Source organism: candidate division KSB1 bacterium, from assembly GCA_034506335.1.
Classification (GTDB): Bacteria; Zhuqueibacterota; Zhuqueibacteria; order JANLFK01; family Oleimicrobiaceae; genus Oleimicrobium.
Genome location: JAPDPR010000008.1, coordinates 39,365 through 58,238 on the forward strand (window position 1 = coordinate 39,365; position 18,874 = coordinate 58,238).

Genomic DNA, 18,874 nt, shown 5'->3' on the forward strand with positions numbered 1-18,874 from the left:
CAACTCCTCGGCGTTCATAGACCCAATTCCGCGCACACGGTGAGATCATGGAAGTGCTTCCACCAGCCGGTCAATGTCCTCCGCGTTGTTGTAGAAGTGGGGCGAAATCCTGATTAGCCCATTCCTCTCGGAGGTCACCACCTTTTTCTCCAGCAGCTGCTCATAAACCATACGCGCAGGAACGCGCCGATGCCGAAAACTGAGGATGCCAGACCGGTGGCCGTCCGTCATGCGGGTCACCAGCTCGTACCCTTTCTCTTGGACCAGAGATGCCGCGCGTTCGGTGAGCCACAGAACCCTTTCCTCGATTTGCGGGACACCCACTTCGGCAAGCATGCTCACACTGGCGCCGAGTCCAGCGATGCCCAACAAGTTTTGACAGCCGCCTTCGAAGCGGTGCACAGATTGCTTGTACGGCTGCCGAAGATCGGAAAATGCGGTTGGATTCTCCACACTCAGCCATCCAAGGGTTGGGGTGAAGAGGGAAGGGAGTAGCTCCTTCCGTATGTAGAGCATTCCCTGCCCCCACGGTCCCATGAGCCATTTGACCCCGTTGACGGCGACAAAGTCGGCCGCCACTGCCCGTACGTTCATGCGCAGCGCCCCCACGCCTTGGGTGCCGTCCACGAAGAAGAGCACATTGCGCCGGCGACACAGTTCACCCACTGCTGCCAGGTCATGGCGCCACCCATCGTCATACTCCACGAAGCAGAGGCTCAGCAGACGCGTGCGCTTGTCTATTGCCTCGGCCAGCGGTTCAATGCTGCCGTCCCTTGGCATCTTGACCAGGCGCGTTTCCACCCCTATGTTCTGCAGATTAAGCCAGGGATGAATATTGGCTGGGAATTGATTGACCGGCGTGACGATGTTGTCGCCGGGTTGCAGGCGGAGTGCCTGCGCCACTAAGGCAGCGGCCGCGGTCACGCTTTGCACAAAAGTGATCTCCTCCGGCTCCGCCTGGATGAGGTCGGCCAAGAGTTTCCTGGTTTGCTCGGCAAAGGCGTGCCACTGCTCCTCTCTCAGGTCGCCGTACTCGCAGTCCCGGAGGTGCTCGAGGATTTTCTCTTTGACCCTCCGCGACTCGGGGGCGTTAGAAGCATGGTTAAGGTAGGCGTACTCAGGGACGATCGCGAACTCACGCCGGTATCGGACAACGTCGCGGTCAGTGAGCATCGACGGGTGCGGTTCCGTTGGTTTCATGCATGCAAAGCGTAGCCAGGCGGATCCTGAGGTGGAGAGGAGAAGGCGAGGCCTCTGGTCCTCGCCTTCTCCCACTTTGTCCTGTGCCTGGCGTGCTCCTCGGCTACCGTCTTCGTTTTTTCTCCAACTCAATGAACGGTTTCACCAATTCGATCGGGAGCGGGAAAACGGTGGTGGAGTTGTTCTCCGAGGCAATCGTGGTTAGAGTCTGGAGGAAGCGGAGTTGCATGGCCATTGGTTCGGAGGCGATGACCTTGGCCGCGTCGGCCAGTTTTCTAGAGGCTTGGAATTCGCCTTCGGCATTGATCACCTTGGCACGCCGCTCACGCTCTGCCTCTGCCTGACGGGCCATGGCGCGCTGCATCTCCGTGGGCAGGTCCACATGTTTGACCTCCACCATCGAGACTTTGATGCCCCAGGGGTCGGTCTGGTGGTCGATGATCTGCTGGAGCTCCCGATTGATCTTGTCGCGCGCCGATAAGAGCTCGTCCAACTCCGCCTGACCGAGTACGCTGCGGAGCGTGGTCTGCGCCAGCTGCGAGGTCGCAAACAGATAGTCCTCAACTTCCACCACTGCCTTGGCGGGGTCCATCACGCGGAAATAGAGGACGGCGTTCACTTTCACCGAGACGTTGTCGCGCGTGATGACGTCTTGGGGTGGCACGTCCATGGTGACCGTGCGCAGGCTGACCTTCACCATTCTGTCCACGAATGGGATGATGAGGAAAATGCCCGGACCGCGCACCCCAACCAGTCTGCCAAGGCGAAAGATCACGCCTCGCTCATACTCCCGCAGAATCTTGATGGCGCTCAACACAAGAAAAAAACCTATGACTACGACGATGATGAGAGGTGACATAGTCTGCCTCCTATGGCTTGTGTGCTGTCACTGCGCGCGGTCATCGACCCGCGGCAAGCTTCTCAACTTTCAGGCTCATGCCTTCCACTGCTACGACACGAATCTTTTGTCCAGCGGGGATGGGTTCGTCGCTGTAGGCGGTCCAGATCTCCCCGTGGAGTCTTACCTGCCCCTCTGGGGCCAGGTCGGTGATCACTACCCCTTTTTCTCCGATCAAACCCTCCTTGCCTGTGGTTGGTTTGGTCATCTTGGCCTTCAGTGCCATACCCATGGCGAAGAAGAAGAAAACCCCAGTGGTAATCGCTGCTGCAAGGGCGACTCGCCAGTCAAGGCGCATGCTGGGCATTGACGCCTCCTGGAACAGCATCAACGAGCCGATGAGCATGGCTATGATCCCTCCAATGGTAAGAACCCCGTAGCTCGTGACCTTCACCTCCAAAATAAAGAGCACAAGGGCGAAGAGAATAAGCAACAACCCTGCGGCACGAATGGGTAACTGCTGCAGCGCGAAAAACGCAAGGATCAAGAATATGCCTCCCACGACGCCCGGCAATACCGACCCGGGGTTGGACAGCTCGAAAAAGATCCCATAGATGCCGAGCACAAGAAGGATATAGGCGATGGTGGGATTGGAGATCCTGTACAATATGAGCGAGCGCCAGTCCATGTGGTATTCGTGGAGGGAGGCCCCTTTGGTGTGCAAGGTCTTGCGGCCCGAAGCCACCTCTGTCTCTTTGCCATCAAGGGTTTCCAGCACCTCGTCGAGAGAGGCGCATACATAGTCGACCACCTTTTTCTTCAGCGCTTCCTCTTCGGTAATTGAGGCGCTCTCGCGCACCGCCTTTTCGGCCCAATCAGCGTTGCGGCCTCGCTTTTCCGCAATGGAGCGCATCCATGCTGCTGCCCAGTTGGTGGTCTTTTCGGCCATCGTCTTGGAGGTGTCCTGGGCCCCAATACCTACCGGGTGTGCCGCGCCAATGTTGGTCCCGGGTGCCATGATGGCGAAATGCGCTGCCATAGTTATGAAAACGCCAGCGGATACGGCTCCGCCGCCGCTGGGCCACACGTAGACCACCACGGGGACTTCTGCGGCCAGGATACGCTTTACGATGTCCTGCGTGGAAAGCACCAACCCGCCAGGCGTGTCCATCTTGATCACCAGACACTCGGCCTGTTCCTTCTCGGCTTTTTCGATGTGCCTGATGATAAAGCGCGCGAGTACGGGGTTGACGTCACCCTCAACCTTGATGACGTGCACTCGCCCCGCAGCGCCGCAGACCTGCGCAGCGAGCAGAAGAAGGGAGGCGATGACCGGTATGCGAACCAACGTTGTCTTCATCTGTTCTAAACCTCGTTGGACCCCGTGTTCTCGCGTCCTACCGTCTTGCAAACAGGTAGAGGATAAGCGTGAGCAGCAGGCTGAGCACGATGCACGTGGTCACTGGAAAGTAGAAGGTGAAATGTTTGCGTTGGACAACGACATCTCCCGGCAAGCGCCCGAGCAAGGGCAGTTGCTTGAACAGCAAAAGCACAACGCCGACCCCTGCTAGGAGCAAGCCTACCACAATCAGGATACGCGCCACAGGTTGGAGATCCATAGAGTGCATCGCCGAAGGGTTTCTACTGCCGCCTAAGCGGCAGATTCCGGTCCCAATGGAGCACGTTGTACTTCTGGCAAATCTCCATCACTCGCTCAATGGGCAGAGCCTCGGCCACGTGACCGTTTCTGCCTTGGACTGTTGTTGCACAGAACAGGGAATTGAGAATTGCCTCTTCGGTGGCTTCGACCGCTGCTAAGAAGAGCGGGGAAAGGGCGCTGTTGGGTAGCTCCTGGAATCGATGCACGCCTCCTTCCGGTTTGCGGGGCAGCCGCACCGCCGGGTGGGTGGAAAAAGCAATCACATAGTCCCCACTGCCGTTGGAGCAGTAGCCGCCTGTGCGCGCCAGCCCGAACAGTGCGCGTTTTGCGAGTCGCTTGAGGTTGCGACTGAGCAATGGGGCGTCAGTGGCCAGCACAATCATGCAGGAGCCATCTCCTTGAGCACCCAATTCTTCTGCCATGGCGAAGCGTCCCAGCTCCCTGCCCACCGGCGCGCCGTTCACCTGAAGAATCCCATCAAAGTTTGTTTGCACCAGCACACCTACGGTGTAACCGCCGCGCGAAGGAGGGAGTACACGGGATGCTGTGCCGATGCCTCCCTTGAAACCGAAACAGACCGTACCAGTTCCGGCGCCCACCGACCCTTCCGCGACCGGACCTGAGCTGGCGTGTTCGATGGCGGCGAGCACTTCGCCAACGGTCAACCGCCGAGCCGTGATGTCGTTGAGCCAGCCGTCATTGGTCTCGCCAACCACTGGGTTGACGGAGTGCACCGCTTCGTTGCCGGGTGCGCGCAGAGTGTAGTCGATGAGAGCCATGGCTGCCACTGGAACGCTGAGCGTGTTCACGAGAGCGATGGGCGTCTCTATCTCGCCTAATTCCTCGACCTGAGTGGAACCGGCCAGCTTGCCAAAGGCGTTGCCAATGCTCACAGCCGCCGGCACTCGCTCCTGGTACAGGTTGCCTCCGTGCGGGACGATGACCGTCACGCCCGTCCGCACGCTGTCGCCCTCGATCACCGTGTAGTGGCCGACCCGGACCCCGTCGACGTCGGTGATGGCGTTCCACGGGCCCGGGCGAAGCACCCCGATGCACACGCCAAGCTCGCGGGCGCGCGGACGCCGTGCCTCCCGTGGGCCTTGCACTTCCGACGCACGCATTGCCGTGCTCAACACGAGAATGGCCAAGGCGAATCCCATCCGCTACCCTTTCTGCGACCGAACTGGAAACAGGTCGCCTTCAGGCACTCGCAATTTAGCAAAAGGGCTTATCAAAATCAACTTGTTTTTCCAGACGTGGTGGTTACTGGCCGGTATCCACCTGTTCGTCATCAAGAATGCAGAGCGCCTGGAAAATGCAAAGAGCGTACCTGGCGCAGAGGGAACGCACGTCCATCTACCCAATAAGAAATGTGTGCGAAAAGAGCTGCGAAACAAATTTTCCGCTTGACATTCTCGAATATTTTTGCTAAAATGCAGGTGGCTTCGAAAATATCCCTGCAAATTGAGCGGTGGCTTGTCAATTAAAGAGCCAACACCTGCCAATAGGGAGCCGAGCTCTGGACGTGGATCACATGCCTCACCGCGCGCGCCGCGGTAGTGGAAGTGAGAAACGCCCAGGCGGTGCCCACCGTGTTGAGCACGGTTCTTTACGCAACCATCCTAATTTGCAGGGATTTTTCTATTCCTGCCATACCGCGCTCACCTTTGCCTCAGTGCCCCTTGCGTGTGGAAGTCTGCGTGGTGGGGCAATTTTGTCCTCTAGGCGGCAACTCTGGGCCCCTTGGTTCTGATATGTGGTCGGGTCGTATGGTGCAGAGGGATTCGCCCTTGCGGATGCAAGCCACACCGCCCGCTGCTTGAGTATTGGCTATGTGCCACAGGGAGGAGGGACTCGAGTGCCGTGCTATGGCGCGAAAAGCCCAGGGGTTTACAGCATCCAGTTTCTGTCTAGCGTGCGGTATTGAATGGCTTCGCTCACGAACTCGGGTCGAATCTCCTCGCTTCCCTCCAGGTCGGCGATGGTGCGGGCTACTTTAAGTACACGGTCGTAGGCACGGGCGGAGAACCCCAGTCGGGTGATGGCGGTGCGGAGTAGCTCTTCGCCCCGGCTGTCTACCTGGCAATAGCGGCGGATATCCTTCGACTCCATACGCGCGTTGCAGAAGAGCGTTTTCCTGTCTTTGAAGCGGCGCAGCTGAATCTCGCGCGCCCTGATCACGCGTTCTCGAATAGCTGCCGAAGGCTCACCCACCGTCTTGCCAGCAAGCTCCCGGTATTTGACCGCAGGCACCTCCACGTGCAGGTCAATCCGGTCCAAGAGTGGACCAGAAATCCTCGAGAGATACCGCTGAATCTGTGGGGGTGTGCATGAGCACTCATGAGTTGGGTCGGTACGATACCCACACGGGCATGGATTCATGGCTGCGACCAACATAAATTCGGCCGGATAGGTGAGCGACATCATGGCGCGGGAGATGGTCACCTTGCCATCTTCCAGAGGCTGCCTAAGCACCTCCAAGACGTTTTTCTTGAACTCCGGGAGTTCGTCGAGGAAGAGGACACCGAAATGGGCCAGGCTCACCTCGCCCGGTTTGGGGATGGTGCCCCCGCCGATGAGGCCGGCATCGCTGATGGTGTGGTGTGGTGAACGAAAAGGGCGGGTGGCGATGAGCGCCGTATTAGGTGGCAACAAGCCCGCCACGGAGTGAATCTTGGTGGTCTGCAAGGCCTCTTCGAAGGTCAGGTCCGGCAGGATGGTGGGGATGCGTTTGGCCAGCATGGTCTTGCCGGAGCCAGGAGGCCCAATCATGAGAATGTTGTGTCCACCAGCAGCGGCGACTTCCAGCGCGCGCTTCACATGTTCCTGGCCCTTTACATCCTGGAAGTCGATGTCGTATTGCCGGCTTTGCGCAAAAACCTCTTGTAGGTTGACGGTGAAAGGTTCCGGATTAGTGCGGCCGTCCAAGAAGTCGACCGCTTCGCGCAGATGGCCCACCGGGATGACCGTCAGCCCCTGGGTCATGGCCGCCTCTCGGGCGTTCTCGTTCGGGACGATCAGCCCGGCGATGTTGTTGCTACGCACGGCCACCGCAATGGGCAGAACACCGCGCACTGGCCGGACCGTCCCGTCCAGGGCTAGTTCACCAACTAGGGCAAAGTTGTCGAGACGAGAAAGCGCCACCTGGTTAGTCGCTGCCAAAATGGCAACAGCCATCGGCAGGTCAAAAGCCGAGCCTTCCTTTTTCACGTCCGCAGGTGCCAGATTGACGGTTACCCGCTTAGGGGCAAGGCGGAAGCCGCTGTTCTTGATGGCGGCGCTCACGCGCTCCTTGGACTCGCGCACGGCTCCGTCCGGAAGGCCCACAGTGGCGAAGGAGGGCAACCCCGACTCTAGGTGCGCCTCGACCTTCACGATGTAGGCGTCGATCCCTAAGACTGTCGCACTCAGTGCCCTGCCCAGCATAGACTACCCCGTTTGGCTTACCGCTTGGCAATATAGCAGAAATGAGGAAAAAAGCAAGCGAAAAGCACACCGGGTGCACACATATGAGGGGGACGAGCTGCAGTCACCGGCGGTGTGAGGCTTTTCTGGTGCGGGGCTCCGTCCTGCTCCCCACGGAGATGGTAAAGTCCAGCGCTTGATGGTCAAAGCAGACCGTGGCGGCCCTAACTCCTCCGCTGAATACGCGGCATGTGTACCCCGGTGAGGTGGGACAGGCGCGGGTCGTATCAGAGCGGTAGCTAATGTAACGCGCAGCCACCGGGTGGTGTAGCACCTCCAGCAACGTCAACAGTGCTTCCACGGTGGATTCGGCCCCGGCATTGCGGTTGATGCGTTCGGGACCTTCGAGGCCGTCATAGCACATGCCAGTCGTGGTGTCATACATCGGCTGGCCGGCGGGGTTGTTGCCAAAAAACCAGCCTGCCACGAGTCCGGCAGCCACCGCAAAAGTGGTGTCACCAGTAGCCTGCGCCACACCCAGGAGGCCGAGTGCGGTGCATCGAATGTCATAAGCAATCTGGGGAAACTCACTTGACTGGATTTGCTCGCCCAGGACAAACTGGTGCATCTGACCTTCTGCCAGCATGCGCCCAGAGAACTGTCTGGCTTCTCGTTCAGCCGCCGCCAGGAGGCGTTTGTCACCAAGAAGTGCGCCCAAGTCGGTCAACGCCTGGCTTTGTGCGTTGCCCCACGCGTGCCACACGCCCGACCAGGAGAGAAAGGCGCCCGGGTATCGCTCTGATTCCTCCAGCTGCATTGCCAGAAGACCGTCGCACAGCTGCCGCGCCATGGCGCTGAGCTCGGGGTTCTGCTCTGCCCGGAGGTATTCCGCCAATCCTAGGAGCAACTCGCTAGTGGCGTCGGCCGCGTACTGCTGAACGAGCCATTTCGGGTAGCGGCGTCCTTGGATCACCTCGTACTGCTGGTAAGAGTCGAGGAGCTTTGCCAATGGAGCACGACAGCGGAGGAAAGCCTGACGAAGTTCGGTGGCGAAGGGTGCGTCTCTATGCACAAAGAAGCGATAGGCGCTTGCCAGCGCCCAGTACGCACGCGCCGCAGTAAAGCCGAAGCCCTTGCGGCTGGTGGCTCCTTGGCTATTGATCTGGAGGCCATGGTCCACAAAGTTGCAGAATTCTCCGTCTTCGGTCTGGAGTTTGAGAACAAAGCGCAGCAGCCCGCGCGCAAGGTGTAAGCGCGAGGTGTCGCCGGTGAGGGTGGCGTGTCGCAAAAGGGCCACGGCCGCTCGGGCAGCGTCGTCAACGCAGGCAATGCCCTCCCCGGGGGCGGGGACCCAGTGGTAGTCAGGGGCTTCCGCGTAGATGTGCACGATGACCACGGAGTCGCCGTCCATGACTCTCCACTCGCAGAGGTGCTCGAGGTGGGAAAAATTGACCAGCGACCCCTGGAGTGCAGGGGGGCGCGGGCAGGCACAGGAGCAGGCGGTGAGGATGCCCGCAAGGCACGCCTTCCACCTCCGCCAGGCTGCATACATAGCGGTCTCCTCCCCAGTGCCAGTCGACCTGCGATGTCTCAGCGTTTCCCCTTCAAGTGAGCCAGCAGGTCAGCCAGGGGTGCAGTGGCCAAGGCGATGGTGGTGTCCGCTGCCCCGTAGTACAGGCGCACCTCCTTTGTCTGTGGGTCCAGTATCGCACCGCACGGGAAGACCACGTCGGCCACATCACCTACGCGCTCGTATAGCTCACGCGGGCCGAACACCCATGTATCGGAGCGTGCGATGACCGTGGTCGGCTCATCCAGGTCCAACAAGGCCAGTCCCAGGCGGTAGATGGCACCGGCGGCAGTGGTGCGCACGCCGTGGTAGATGATGAGCCACCCCTCAGGCGTCTCGATGGGCGGCGCGTTGAGACCGACCTTGCGCGCATCCCACCATCCGCCTTGCCGCGCCTCCAACAAGATGGTATGGTCGCCCCAATGGGTGAGGTCAGGGGAGTAAGAGACCCAGATGTGCGCGCCCGCTCCCGGCGTCACTGGCATGGGGCGGTGAATCAGCAGCCACCGCCCTTTGAACCGTCTCGGAAACAGCGACGAATCTTTGTCCTCGGGCGGCATGATAGGACCCCGACGCTCGAAGGTACGAAAATCCTTGGTCATGGCCAACGAAACCAGGGGCCCCCTCTCCGAGAAAGCGGTGTATGTGATTGCGTAACGGTCCAGCTCCTCCAGCCACACGATGCGTGGATCTTCGACCCCCCATAGTTCCTCGGGGTGGTGCTCAGGGTCTGGAGCAAAGGTCGGCTGGGGATCGATCTGCCAATTGCTCACGCCGTCTTTACTGCGCGCCACGGTCAGGTGCGAAAAGCCCCGCATATCTTCTACGCGGGCCAAGAGCAATGTGGAGCCCTCGAAGAGCACCGCTCCGGGATTAAACACGGCATTGGCCGGATAGGGCCAATCGGATGCTGTCAAAATAGGATTTCGGGGGTGACGCCGAAAGAGCTCAGAGAATTGCGCAAATCCTGCCACGTCCTTCATACCCGTTTCCACACCTCCTGGCAAAGTTCAGTTCCAACATGTCCTCTCCATCCCATTCCAGCTTTGCAAGCAGCGCAAAAGCGCACCACACAGAACCCAGGGATCACCGTAGCAGCCGGAAACCAACTGGGCATCAGCGCGCCCGGGATTCTGTGGCTCACAGCCGCCTCTTGGGGGAAGAACCCTCGCCTCGTGTCCTTGTGCGCCCCGAGGCTGTCTCAGCATGTTGACGATGTCCAAGCTTCTGCGCGTGCGCGCGACCTTGTGCTTAGAGAAACATGCCTGCTCCGGCGGGGTGAGGTAACCCCGGCTTGGGCTTGTCCTGCGGTGCCAATTGACAAGGTTGGCACCACGCTTCTCAGCTTTTCAGCCCCGTGGTGGCCATGCTGGCAATAAAGTAGCGTTGGAAGAATGCATAGGCCACGACAATGGGCAGCGCCAGAAGCGCGGCAGCGGCCAACCGGACTCCCAACAAACCTTCGGCCTTGCCGCCCACCGCAAACAGAGCCACCAACTGTGGCATGGTCATCAATTCCCACTTGCGAATCACGATGATGGGCCACAGGACTTCGTTCCAGATGTTCATGAACGTGAGAATGGCCACGGTAATCAACGCAGGTACCGACAGCGGCCACATGACGCGAAACAGGATGCTTAAATCCGAGCAGCCATCAATGCGCGCCGCGTCCAGCAGATCCTGCGGCACGCTCTTAAAATACTGCGCAAATACCACAATTGCGAAGGCATTTATCATGTATGGCACAATTAAAGCGTAATAGGTGTCGTTCCATCCTAACTTGACCATAAGCACGTAAGTGGGGATCAACGTGATCTGGAACGGCAAAGTCATGGTGAAGAGCACAAGCGCAAAGATCCCGTCGCGGCCCCGGAAGTGCAGGCGCGACAGGGCATAGCCAGTCATCGAAGTAAACAGAAGTACCCCAGCAGTCGCGGAGAGAGAGACAAACAAGCTATTGGCAAAAGCCCGCGCAATTGGGATCTTGGTGAACACGAGGCGGTAGCTTTCCAGGGTCAGTTTACTCGGGACCGGGTTCAGACGTCCGATCTCCGCCTCGGGTCGCAACGTGGCAGAAAGCATCCATACGAATGGGTAAAGGCACACAATGGTCCAGCAAAGAAGCAGGACATAGAGTGCAGCCTTTTTGGCGCACTGGATAAGCCGTGCTGTGCTGGCGTTCATTATCCTATCTCCTGCTCCACCAGTCTTTTTTGCAGCAGCACGACCATGAACACGATCAGCGCGAAAAAGAAGCCCAGGGTTGCGGCATATCCCATGTGGTTGAATTGGAAGGCCTGGTTGTAGATGTACAAGACTGCTGAAAGCGTGCTGCGGATCGGCCCTCCACCGGTCATGATGTAGGGCTCGATAAACAAGGAAAAACCACCGATGGTTGAGAGAATCACGACCATCACCACGGTGGGATTAATCATCGGCAGGGTGATGTGGCGGAACTTACACCACTGCGAGGCCCCCTCGATGTCGGCTGCCTCATACAAATGGTGTGGCACACTCTGCAGGCCCACCAAAAACAGTACGATGTACAACCCCACATTCTTCCACGTGGCCATGATGGCGATGGAGGGCATGGCAAGTATTGGGCTCGTCAACCACGGCAATCTGCCCAGGCCGAGCGAGGAGAGCAGGTTGTTCAGTATTCCAGTGTCCTGCGCATAGAGGCTGTCCCAGAGCATCGTGGTCACCACGCCCGACACTACCACCGGGAGGAAAAAAACTGCCCTGAAGAAGCCACGGAGGCGGAGCTTCTGGTTCAAGAAGACTGCCAGAGCGAGCGCGATGACAAGCTGCAGCGGGATATGAATGAGCAAGAAGACACCGGTGTTGACCAGTGCCCGGAAAAACAGCCGATCATGGAAAAGACGGTGTACGTTTCCCAGGCCCACCCACTTCATTGATGAGAGGATATCCCAGCGATGGAAGATGAGCACGAAAGAAAAAACCAAGGGGAAAGCCATGAAGGCCAGAAAGTGTATTACGTAGGGGAGCAGGAGGAGGTAGCCGGTGGCACGGGAACGGCTTCTGATTCTTCCCCGACTGCTCCCGCGTCTAGAAGCACATCCCTGTGGGGTACTGCCGGTACCTGACGTGTGGTGCATGGGCTGCTACTCCAATATGAGCCGCGCCTGCTCTGCGGCGTCTTGAATGGCCTTCGCTGGCGTCTTCACCCCGTACACCACGCAGGCCTCAAATTCGTTGGACAAGATGTCAAAGATTTCTTTGAGCACCGGGCTGGTATCGGTTCCACGCACAAAGCGTGCCTGGTGAGCAAACCGCTTCATGAACGGGTTTGTTTCGAAGTAAGAAGCATAAAGTGGGTCCTGGAGAAGGCCTGCCCGCAGGGGCAGCTGGTCAGTCATCTCCAACAGTAGAAGGTCCGCCTCACGGCTAACAAGAAACTTGGCAAATTGCCATGCTAAACGTGTATTGTGCGTGGTACGAAAGATGACGATGTTCTTCATGTCCCCATAGGTGTACACTGGTCCAGTGACCCCGTCAGGCCGTGGAATGGGGGCAAAATCGTAAAGAAATCCTTCGGGTTTGAACTTCTCGGCATGTCTAATCTCCCACGGGCCGGTGAAACGCGATGCTACAATCCCCTGCAAAAAAGCATCGGTTCGTCCCACCATGCGCTCCTTTGGGAAATACCCGCGGTCAAAAAGCGTGCGCAAGAAGCTGAACACTTCGACGGCTTCAACATTGTCGAAGGCCACCTCTCCATCTTGGAGAAGGGTTCGGCCTTGAGTGGCAGCGATGTACAGCGGGTAAAAGTCAAAGAAACGCTGCCACCACAGGGCGCGGATATCAGTGATCCCCATCCAGCGGTCGATGCGACCATCCCCGTTTGTGTCGCGTGCGACCTTTGCTGCTGCCTGCAAGTATTCTGAATACGTAGCCGGAAAGTGGTCGTACCCAGCTTCGGCGAGCATCGTTCGGTTGTAGATGACCATTACCGGGTTTGTTTTCCAGGGTATTTGGTAGATGTGACCGTCAGAAGAACGGGCTTCCTCCAGCAGGGCAGAATCCACCCGGGAGGCGATGGCCTCGGCAAAATCGGGGAAGGTGTCCAGTGCCACAAGCTGTCCGGCACGGGCGTAGGCCTCCACATCTCCTGGCCACATGTTGGAAAAGACATCCGGGGTAGTCTTTCCCACCACTGCCGCCAAGATGGCCTCCTCGGTGGACTGACTCTCTGGCACAGGTTGATGAACTACCGGGGTCTGGGGGTGAAGGGTGTTCCATTGGGCAACGAGCGCTTTGGCCAGGTCGACTTCATATTGGTTGTTCGCCGACCAGTAGACCAGATGAGTCCTTGGACTTGAGGGGTTCCTACCACAGCCGGGCACGAGGACAAATTGGCCCGAGGCAAGCGCAAAGACAAGAAGAGGTTTGAGCTGGATGTGTGGCAGGTTCATGTTAGACCAGTTATTGTTCCCCATCTTCAGGAAGTGCCGGCCATGGTGGCACCGCCAGTGTGCCGTATTGACCTGGTCGCACCCCGACTAATTGGAGGCGGGTCAGTGTTATCGACTGCAATGGTTTGAGGTTCTGCTCCACGGGGAAGCGTCTGCGCAGCTGATAAAGATGGCGCCGTAGCGAGAAGTCTGCTCCGGGGTTGGCCCGCAGGCGCTGCAGCATCAATTCGGCCAGGAAGTGGTCGCGCCACATAGCAGTTTCCTCTTTTACCTGGGCTGACTTGTAAATGCCCTTGCGCCGAGCCTCCTCAGCCAGAAAGTGGTCGCGAACCATGGTGCTCAGCACCCGTGCCATTGAGGAACGGCACGCGTTCGGCGAAGAGGTAGCGATTGGTGGTCGCAGCACCCGCCATCGTTTCAGAACGTCCGCAATGGACCACTGGCCACCCGCAAAGCGGAGCAAGACCATGTCGGCTGCATGGGAGAGTTCCTGCGAAGCTGGCACGAGCACTTCGTCTCTGAGAAGCACTTGACGCTCGGCAAAAGGGGGAAGGGTGCTCTCAGCCAATTCCAGATGGCGAAGCACTGCCTCGCTCAGCAGTTGGAAGGCTCGTTCATCCACTTCTACATTCTTGTCGCTCATGACCTGCTTCACGTAAGCCTCGGCCCGGACTGCTTCTTTGCGAGAGCGGAGTACCTTGCTGGCCTTGTGTCGGAGGTCTACCCCGCCTGTTTCCGCGAGCGGCGGCGAGAAGGTAATCGAGTCCACTCTGCACACCACATAGCCGCGGGTAGTCTTGACCACAGGGGATATCTCGCCGACATTGAGCTCGAAAATGGCCTCATCAAGGGTTGGTTCGAGGTCTCCCCATCGCGCCGTAAACCGAAAGCGGCTGGTATCAACTGCGATCGTTCCCCTGGCGCTGAGAGCTTGCGCGAATGAGCGCGAGGCCAAAAGCTGCTGGCGCACGGACTCTGCCTCCGCCTGGTTCCTGGTCAGGAAGAACTGCACGGTCCGTGTTTGAGCCATCTTCTCCGCGGCTGCAGCGACCTCTTCTGGGGTCAGGTGGACCTTGGCCGCTACTTCCCGTGTGTACAGGGCCCGCGCCGCAGCAAAATCGGCGCATAGCGAGACTGCTTCGCGCAGACGGTCATCTCGGTGCAGACCATTTGCCTCTGCTTCCAGGGCCAGCAGCTTTTCATCAATGAGCAACTCCAACAGCGCTTTTTTCTGTTCCTCCTGTGTGCCACGGACCTGTGGTCGTACTGCCAGCTCGCAGCGGGAAACAAACTGTTCCCGAGTAATCTCGCGATCCCCTGCGCGTGCGAGGACAACAGATTCCTCCCTGGAGCGCCCACACCTGGTGGCACAGAGCGCCAACGCCGCCAGAATAATCAACGTGCACCGAAATGACCTCTTGAGAAGCACGTCTTCTCCTCACCTACCTCAGCTACCGTAGCAAAAGCACTTTGCGGGTCAAGCGTTCTTCCTTTGCCGTCAATACTACAAAGTAGAGCCCGCTAGGCGCGGGTCGGCCCAGGGCATCGTTTCCGTCCCAAGCTACTTCCTTAAATCCAGCTACCGCAGGGCCCCGTGCCAGGGCCACCACCTCTCTCCCCAGGACGTCGACTATGCGCAAGCACATATCAGCCGTTGCGCTAGGGAGGCCGTACTCGATGGTCGTCTTGCCGCTGAACGGGTTCGGATAGCTCTGGAAAAGGGCAAACTGCGACGGCACAAGAGGGCCAGGGGAATCGTGCACCGCTGTGCCCTCGGCAACGAGGTTAGCGATTTCTTCGGTGGAAAGCGCATAGCTGAAAATCCGAATGTCGTCCAGCACACCGGCAAAGTTGTAGCCCGAATCATGTGGCAGCATCTGCCCGATGGTAAGATCGATGGTGGTGGTCATGAGGCGGCCGGACCAGTCTGCGCGGCTGTCGAGGTTCCCGTCCAGGTAAAGGGCCATCCTTGTGCCGTCAAAGATGGCAATCACGTTGTAGAAGCGCCCTGGTATGATCTCTGTGCGGCTGTCCAGGTCCTTCACGCCACGGTCGGTCTTGATAGTCCAGCGCACTCTTTTTTCCGGGATGAGCGAGATCTTCCAGCGGTTGTCCCAGCTCCCGTGCGAGATGGGGTACTGCTCGCGTCCGCCAAAGGCGGCGACGTTCATCCAGAGGCTGATGCTGATCTCGTCCTGGAAATTGAGCGTCGTGGTGTTGGGTACCCGGATATTGTCGTCGTCGCCGTCAAAGGCGTATGCGCTGTTTGCGTTTCCGAAGCGGTCGGCAGTGAGCTGGGCACCATGGACTGATCCATGATGGCCAAAGCCGCTCTCGTCGCGGGCATCGCCGTGGAAGGGATAGTAGGCCACTGGGATGCCACAGCCGGGGTTGGTGGGATCTTGCACGACAACGCCGATACTGTCCGAAGCTTGTCCACCGTGGGGATCGGAGACGATGCACCGCAGGACATAGAGGCCAGCCGCCGCTGGTGCTGTCCAGGTGGCGGATGAGTCGATCGCGTCGATCATGCCGCCAGAAGCAGACCAAGCAAAGCTCAAGCTATCGCCGTCCTCGTCCCAGGCGGAACAGACCACAGTCGCCACCTCGCCCAGGCCGACTTTGCGCGGACTTACCTCCAGGGAGCGAATTCTCGGGGGGTGGTTGATGAAGGCCACCACTTCAACCCGCACTGAACTCGAGTCGCTGGCTCCACCGGTGTCAAGTACACGGCAAGAAATCGTATGCTTGCCGGCTTCCGACGGCGCGACCCAGGAGACTTTGTTGCCGCTCCCTTGTAAGGTACCGCCCGTGGCACTCCACTCGTATGTCAGGGAACCACCGTCTCGATCAACCGCGGTGCAGTAGACGTCTACTGCCTCGCCGAATACGAGGAGGGACTTTGTCACATCCAGGCTCTTGATGCGTGGCGGATAGTTGCCTACCGGCTGTCCGGAACGGTAGTCTACCACCACCCCATCAATGAGCGTTTTGTCCAGTTCAAAGCTCACGGCACCCCCCGCCGGCGCGAGGACCAGCAAGATGGCACTATTGGCCGGGATCGTCACGAGGGACGATCCGGTCACATTGTATGCTACAAAGGAGTTGGACACGACCTCGTAGAGGTCGCACGGCGTTGGCCCCACCGTAACGGTGACGCGCTGATCGGTGTCGTAAGGGTTGAAGTACAAGTAGGTGGGGTAGGCCGGTGCGTGGAAAAAGTCCGTCTTTAGCACGTCCAACCTCAAGATCATGGGCACCTCTGTGGTGTCGATGATGCCGCCGAAGATGCCCACGTGCGAAGATCCATAGAGCGCCAGGTTGGTCGCCGCCCAACCCCCTTCTATTGCGTCCCCAGTGGCGTAGGGACTCACTCCGGTGTGGAGGGCGTGCTGCCGCAGTGCCTCGTGCGCAAGGTAGGAGTGCGGGTCATACTGGTGGGCCCACTCCTCGCTGTCTTGCCTGTCGTCCGGAAGGTAGTTTGTGTAGAACAGCCGCGAGGCGTTGGCACAGTTGAGCATCCACTTGCCTATGGCCCGTGCAAAGCGGTCATCATAGCGGACCATGGGGACCAGGGCGCATGCCATCTGGAAGCCATTCATGACGAAGGCATACCCACTGTACTTTGCTTCACCGATGAGGCCCGCACAATCGTACCCGCCCCAATTCCCAATCGTAGCGCCCCAGTCGCGTACGTTTTGACTGGGGTCGAAACACCAGTTCAGCAACTTCTGGATGTTGTAGCTTGTGCCGAGCTCTGCGTTCATGCGCGCAGCGGCATAAACGCCGTAAGGCAGCTGGAGTTCATAGGACGGGTTTGTGCTTCTCGATTCCAGGAATTCCAGGCACCACTCGGCGCCGATGCGATATTTTGACTCACCGGTGACCACGTAGGCATTGTACAACAGCCAGGCAATGGCCCCCGCCGCCTCCGGTTCCGGGACGCCACTGGCCAGGGGCGTCATGGTAGACAGGTTGAATGCCCTGTAACCCATGAACGGTTTTCGCCACGGTGTGGTGCTGCCGCCCATGGCTTTTACGGCTTCCAGCCAACGGTCAGCTACCATGCGGAACTGGTGGTCAAAGTCCCCGGTGTGCGGATAAAGATAGGAAAGCTGATAGAAAAAGACATTGGGCATAGTGTCGTACCACCAGTCTTGCCCACTGCTTGCCACCGGGCCATTGAGGTAGACGTTTTCCTCAGGCCGGCGGTTGAAGAACTCCTCACACATCAACACCCAGTTGTGGCCCCATTGGTTGCGCTTGTCTACGCCGACCAACGTGGCACCGATGACCGCGGGGATGACATTAATGGCTTCCGCCGACCGTGGGGCACGAGTGCCCACGTAGCTGTGCAGACCGAAACTACCATGCTCGGGGTAGTTGACGGTGGAAGAATAAGTCCAGATAAGTGGCAGGTACTGGCCAGTGCGCGAGAGGTCAAAGACGAGCGAGTCGTAGCCCAAAGCCACCTGCTTCCAGTTGCGCATTTGGTACGGCGCGGGTTTGTTGGGCATCAGCTCGATGCGCGGAATGTCGATCTGCTGGCTCGCCACGTGTCCTATGCCCACAAGGAGCCATGCCGCAGTGGCGCAGGCCCTGTGCCCACGCATACCTCTGAACCGCCTGGTCGCGTTACTCATTGAACGCTCACCTCCCGCCTCTCCGTCCTGTCCGGGGTCGTGGGGCATGCGCTTGTTCTTCTCCCTTGCAGCGTGGCTACCATGAGCCGCCGATGGAGATGCGATGTACGTTCTCCAGCCGTCCAAAGTCTGCGTACGCGTAATCGACGCGGACGCTGCGGTTGCCCAGCAGGCGAACTGCTATGCCCGTGCCGAGGGTGAGGCCTTCTTCGCCGTCGCGAAGGAAAAGGTTGTTGTACCCTCCACGCAGGAAAAACATTTCCCTGAAGGCGTATTCGCACCCCATGTGAAGGCTCTCGGTGTTGTCCATTGGGTGCACTGCGTCAGTCGCCAATGTCACACGGTGCATAGCGTTGCGTAGCAACTCCAGTGCGACCCCCACCTGAAACGTGAGAGGAAGAGGCCAGGGATCGGTCTTTAGCTCGGCGAAGATGCGGTCGTTGTTGCCCATCTTCTTTGGGTCAGGGTCGTGAAAGATGAGCAGATCATCCCCCTGCATGCGCATATCGGTGCCCAGGTTGCGCAGAGCGGCGCCGATGCGCATGCCGTGAAAACCGGTAGTGAAGAGGGTGCCCATATCCAAGGCCACGCCCCAGGCGTGCTCTTTCCAGATGCTCTGGTAGATGTACTTGCCGGTGAACCCTATGGAAAAGCGGTCGGTTAACGAGATGCCGTAGCTGAGGGCGAGGGCTAGGTCCCCGGCTGAGAACTGTTCGCCCGTGCCCTGGGGCATCTCCACCGTGCGCACGGGCATGTCGCTCATACTCAGCGCCGTGACACTGGCGCCGATACTTCCCCAGCGGCCCAGGGGGAGGACCGCACCCGCAAAGTCAAAGTCCAGCCCGCAGAGCCAGTCGGTATGGACGAAAAGCAATTCCACCTGCGGGAGGCGGGCAATTCCCGCCGGATTCCAGTGCAGAGCGCTGGCGTCATCGGCAGTGCCCACGAAAGCTCCCCCCAAGCCTACGGCACGGGCCCCGACGCCGATCTCCAAGAACGGTGCCGCCGTTGTGCCCACATTGGACACGCTGCGCCCGCCCTGCGCGCAGGCGATGGCGACGTACAAGCTCCAAAGACAGATGGTGCGCACTGTTCTCATCGTCAATCTCCCTCGGTAGAGGC

14 protein-coding genes and 1 other RNA gene are annotated in these 18,874 nt (G+C 59.0%); 1 reads left to right on the forward strand and 14 read right to left on the reverse strand.

Annotated elements, in window-relative coordinates:
- Nucleotides 1–45: 45 nt before the first annotated feature.
- The 5 genes from ONB25_04405 to ONB25_04425 all read right to left on the reverse strand — a co-directional run bounded on the left by ONB25_04405 (nt 46) and on the right by ONB25_04425 (nt 4,819).
- Complete coding sequence (locus ONB25_04405) at nt 46–1,200, reverse strand: aminotransferase class V-fold PLP-dependent enzyme (GenBank protein MDZ7392132.1); 1,155 nt, start codon at nt 1,198–1,200, stop codon at nt 46–48.
- A gap of 103 nt (nt 1,201–1,303) precedes the next feature.
- Nucleotides 1,304–2,059 (reverse strand): slipin family protein, encoded by a 756-nt coding sequence (locus tag ONB25_04410; GenBank protein ID MDZ7392133.1) that lies wholly within the window; start codon nt 2,057–2,059, stop codon nt 1,304–1,306.
- A gap of 40 nt (nt 2,060–2,099) precedes the next feature.
- Nucleotides 2,100–3,398: a nodulation protein NfeD gene (locus ONB25_04415; protein MDZ7392134.1), complete on the reverse strand. Its 1,299-nt coding sequence runs from the start codon at nt 3,396–3,398 to the stop codon at nt 2,100–2,102.
- A gap of 37 nt (nt 3,399–3,435) precedes the next feature.
- Entirely contained in the window at nt 3,436–3,657 is a 222-nt protein-coding gene (locus tag ONB25_04420) for a DUF2905 domain-containing protein (protein MDZ7392135.1), read from the reverse strand.
- A 22-nt stretch (nt 3,658–3,679) separates the two neighbouring features.
- The gene (locus ONB25_04425) at nt 3,680–4,819 is read right to left on the reverse strand and encodes a P1 family peptidase (protein ID MDZ7392136.1); all 1,140 of its coding nucleotides are present in this window, start codon (nt 4,817–4,819) and stop codon (nt 3,680–3,682) included.
- Between the two features lie 330 nt (nt 4,820–5,149).
- Between ONB25_04425 and ssrS the strand changes: the two genes are divergently transcribed.
- A non-coding RNA gene (gene ssrS, locus ONB25_04430) (6S RNA) lies at nt 5,150–5,338 on the forward strand.
- Nucleotides 5,339–5,588: 250 nt separating this feature from the next.
- Here ssrS and ONB25_04435 read toward each other — a convergent pair.
- The 9 genes from ONB25_04435 to ONB25_04475 form a co-directional block, all read right to left on the reverse strand.
- Entirely contained in the window at nt 5,589–7,124 is a 1,536-nt protein-coding gene (locus tag ONB25_04435) for a YifB family Mg chelatase-like AAA ATPase (protein MDZ7392137.1), read from the reverse strand.
- Between the two features lie 103 nt (nt 7,125–7,227).
- The gene (locus tag ONB25_04440; GenBank protein MDZ7392138.1) at nt 7,228–8,655 is read right to left on the reverse strand and encodes a hypothetical protein; all 1,428 of its coding nucleotides are present in this window, start codon (nt 8,653–8,655) and stop codon (nt 7,228–7,230) included.
- Between the two features lie 38 nt (nt 8,656–8,693).
- Nucleotides 8,694–9,656, reverse strand: coding sequence for a glycosidase (locus tag ONB25_04445; GenBank protein ID MDZ7392139.1), 963 nt, complete (start codon nt 9,654–9,656; stop codon nt 8,694–8,696).
- Nucleotides 9,657–10,014: 358 nt separating this feature from the next.
- On the reverse strand, nt 10,015–10,857 hold the full coding sequence (locus tag ONB25_04450; protein ID MDZ7392140.1) for a carbohydrate ABC transporter permease: 843 nt from the start codon (nt 10,855–10,857) through the stop codon (nt 10,015–10,017).
- Nucleotides 10,857–11,792, reverse strand: coding sequence for a sugar ABC transporter permease (locus ONB25_04455; protein ID MDZ7392141.1), 936 nt, complete (start codon nt 11,790–11,792; stop codon nt 10,857–10,859). Before ONB25_04455 ends, ONB25_04450 begins: the two co-directional genes overlap by 1 nt.
- A gap of 6 nt (nt 11,793–11,798) precedes the next feature.
- Entirely contained in the window at nt 11,799–13,109 is a 1,311-nt protein-coding gene (locus tag ONB25_04460) for an extracellular solute-binding protein (GenBank protein ID MDZ7392142.1), read from the reverse strand.
- Nucleotides 13,110–13,119: 10 nt separating this feature from the next.
- Entirely contained in the window at nt 13,120–14,538 is a 1,419-nt protein-coding gene (locus tag ONB25_04465) for a peptidyl-prolyl cis-trans isomerase (protein MDZ7392143.1), read from the reverse strand.
- A 22-nt stretch (nt 14,539–14,560) separates the two neighbouring features.
- Nucleotides 14,561–17,722: a T9SS type A sorting domain-containing protein gene (locus tag ONB25_04470; protein ID MDZ7392144.1), complete on the reverse strand. Its 3,162-nt coding sequence runs from the start codon at nt 17,720–17,722 to the stop codon at nt 14,561–14,563.
- A gap of 106 nt (nt 17,723–17,828) precedes the next feature.
- Entirely contained in the window at nt 17,829–18,851 is a 1,023-nt protein-coding gene (locus ONB25_04475; GenBank protein ID MDZ7392145.1) for a PorV/PorQ family protein, read from the reverse strand.
- Nucleotides 18,852–18,874 lie beyond the last annotated feature (23 nt).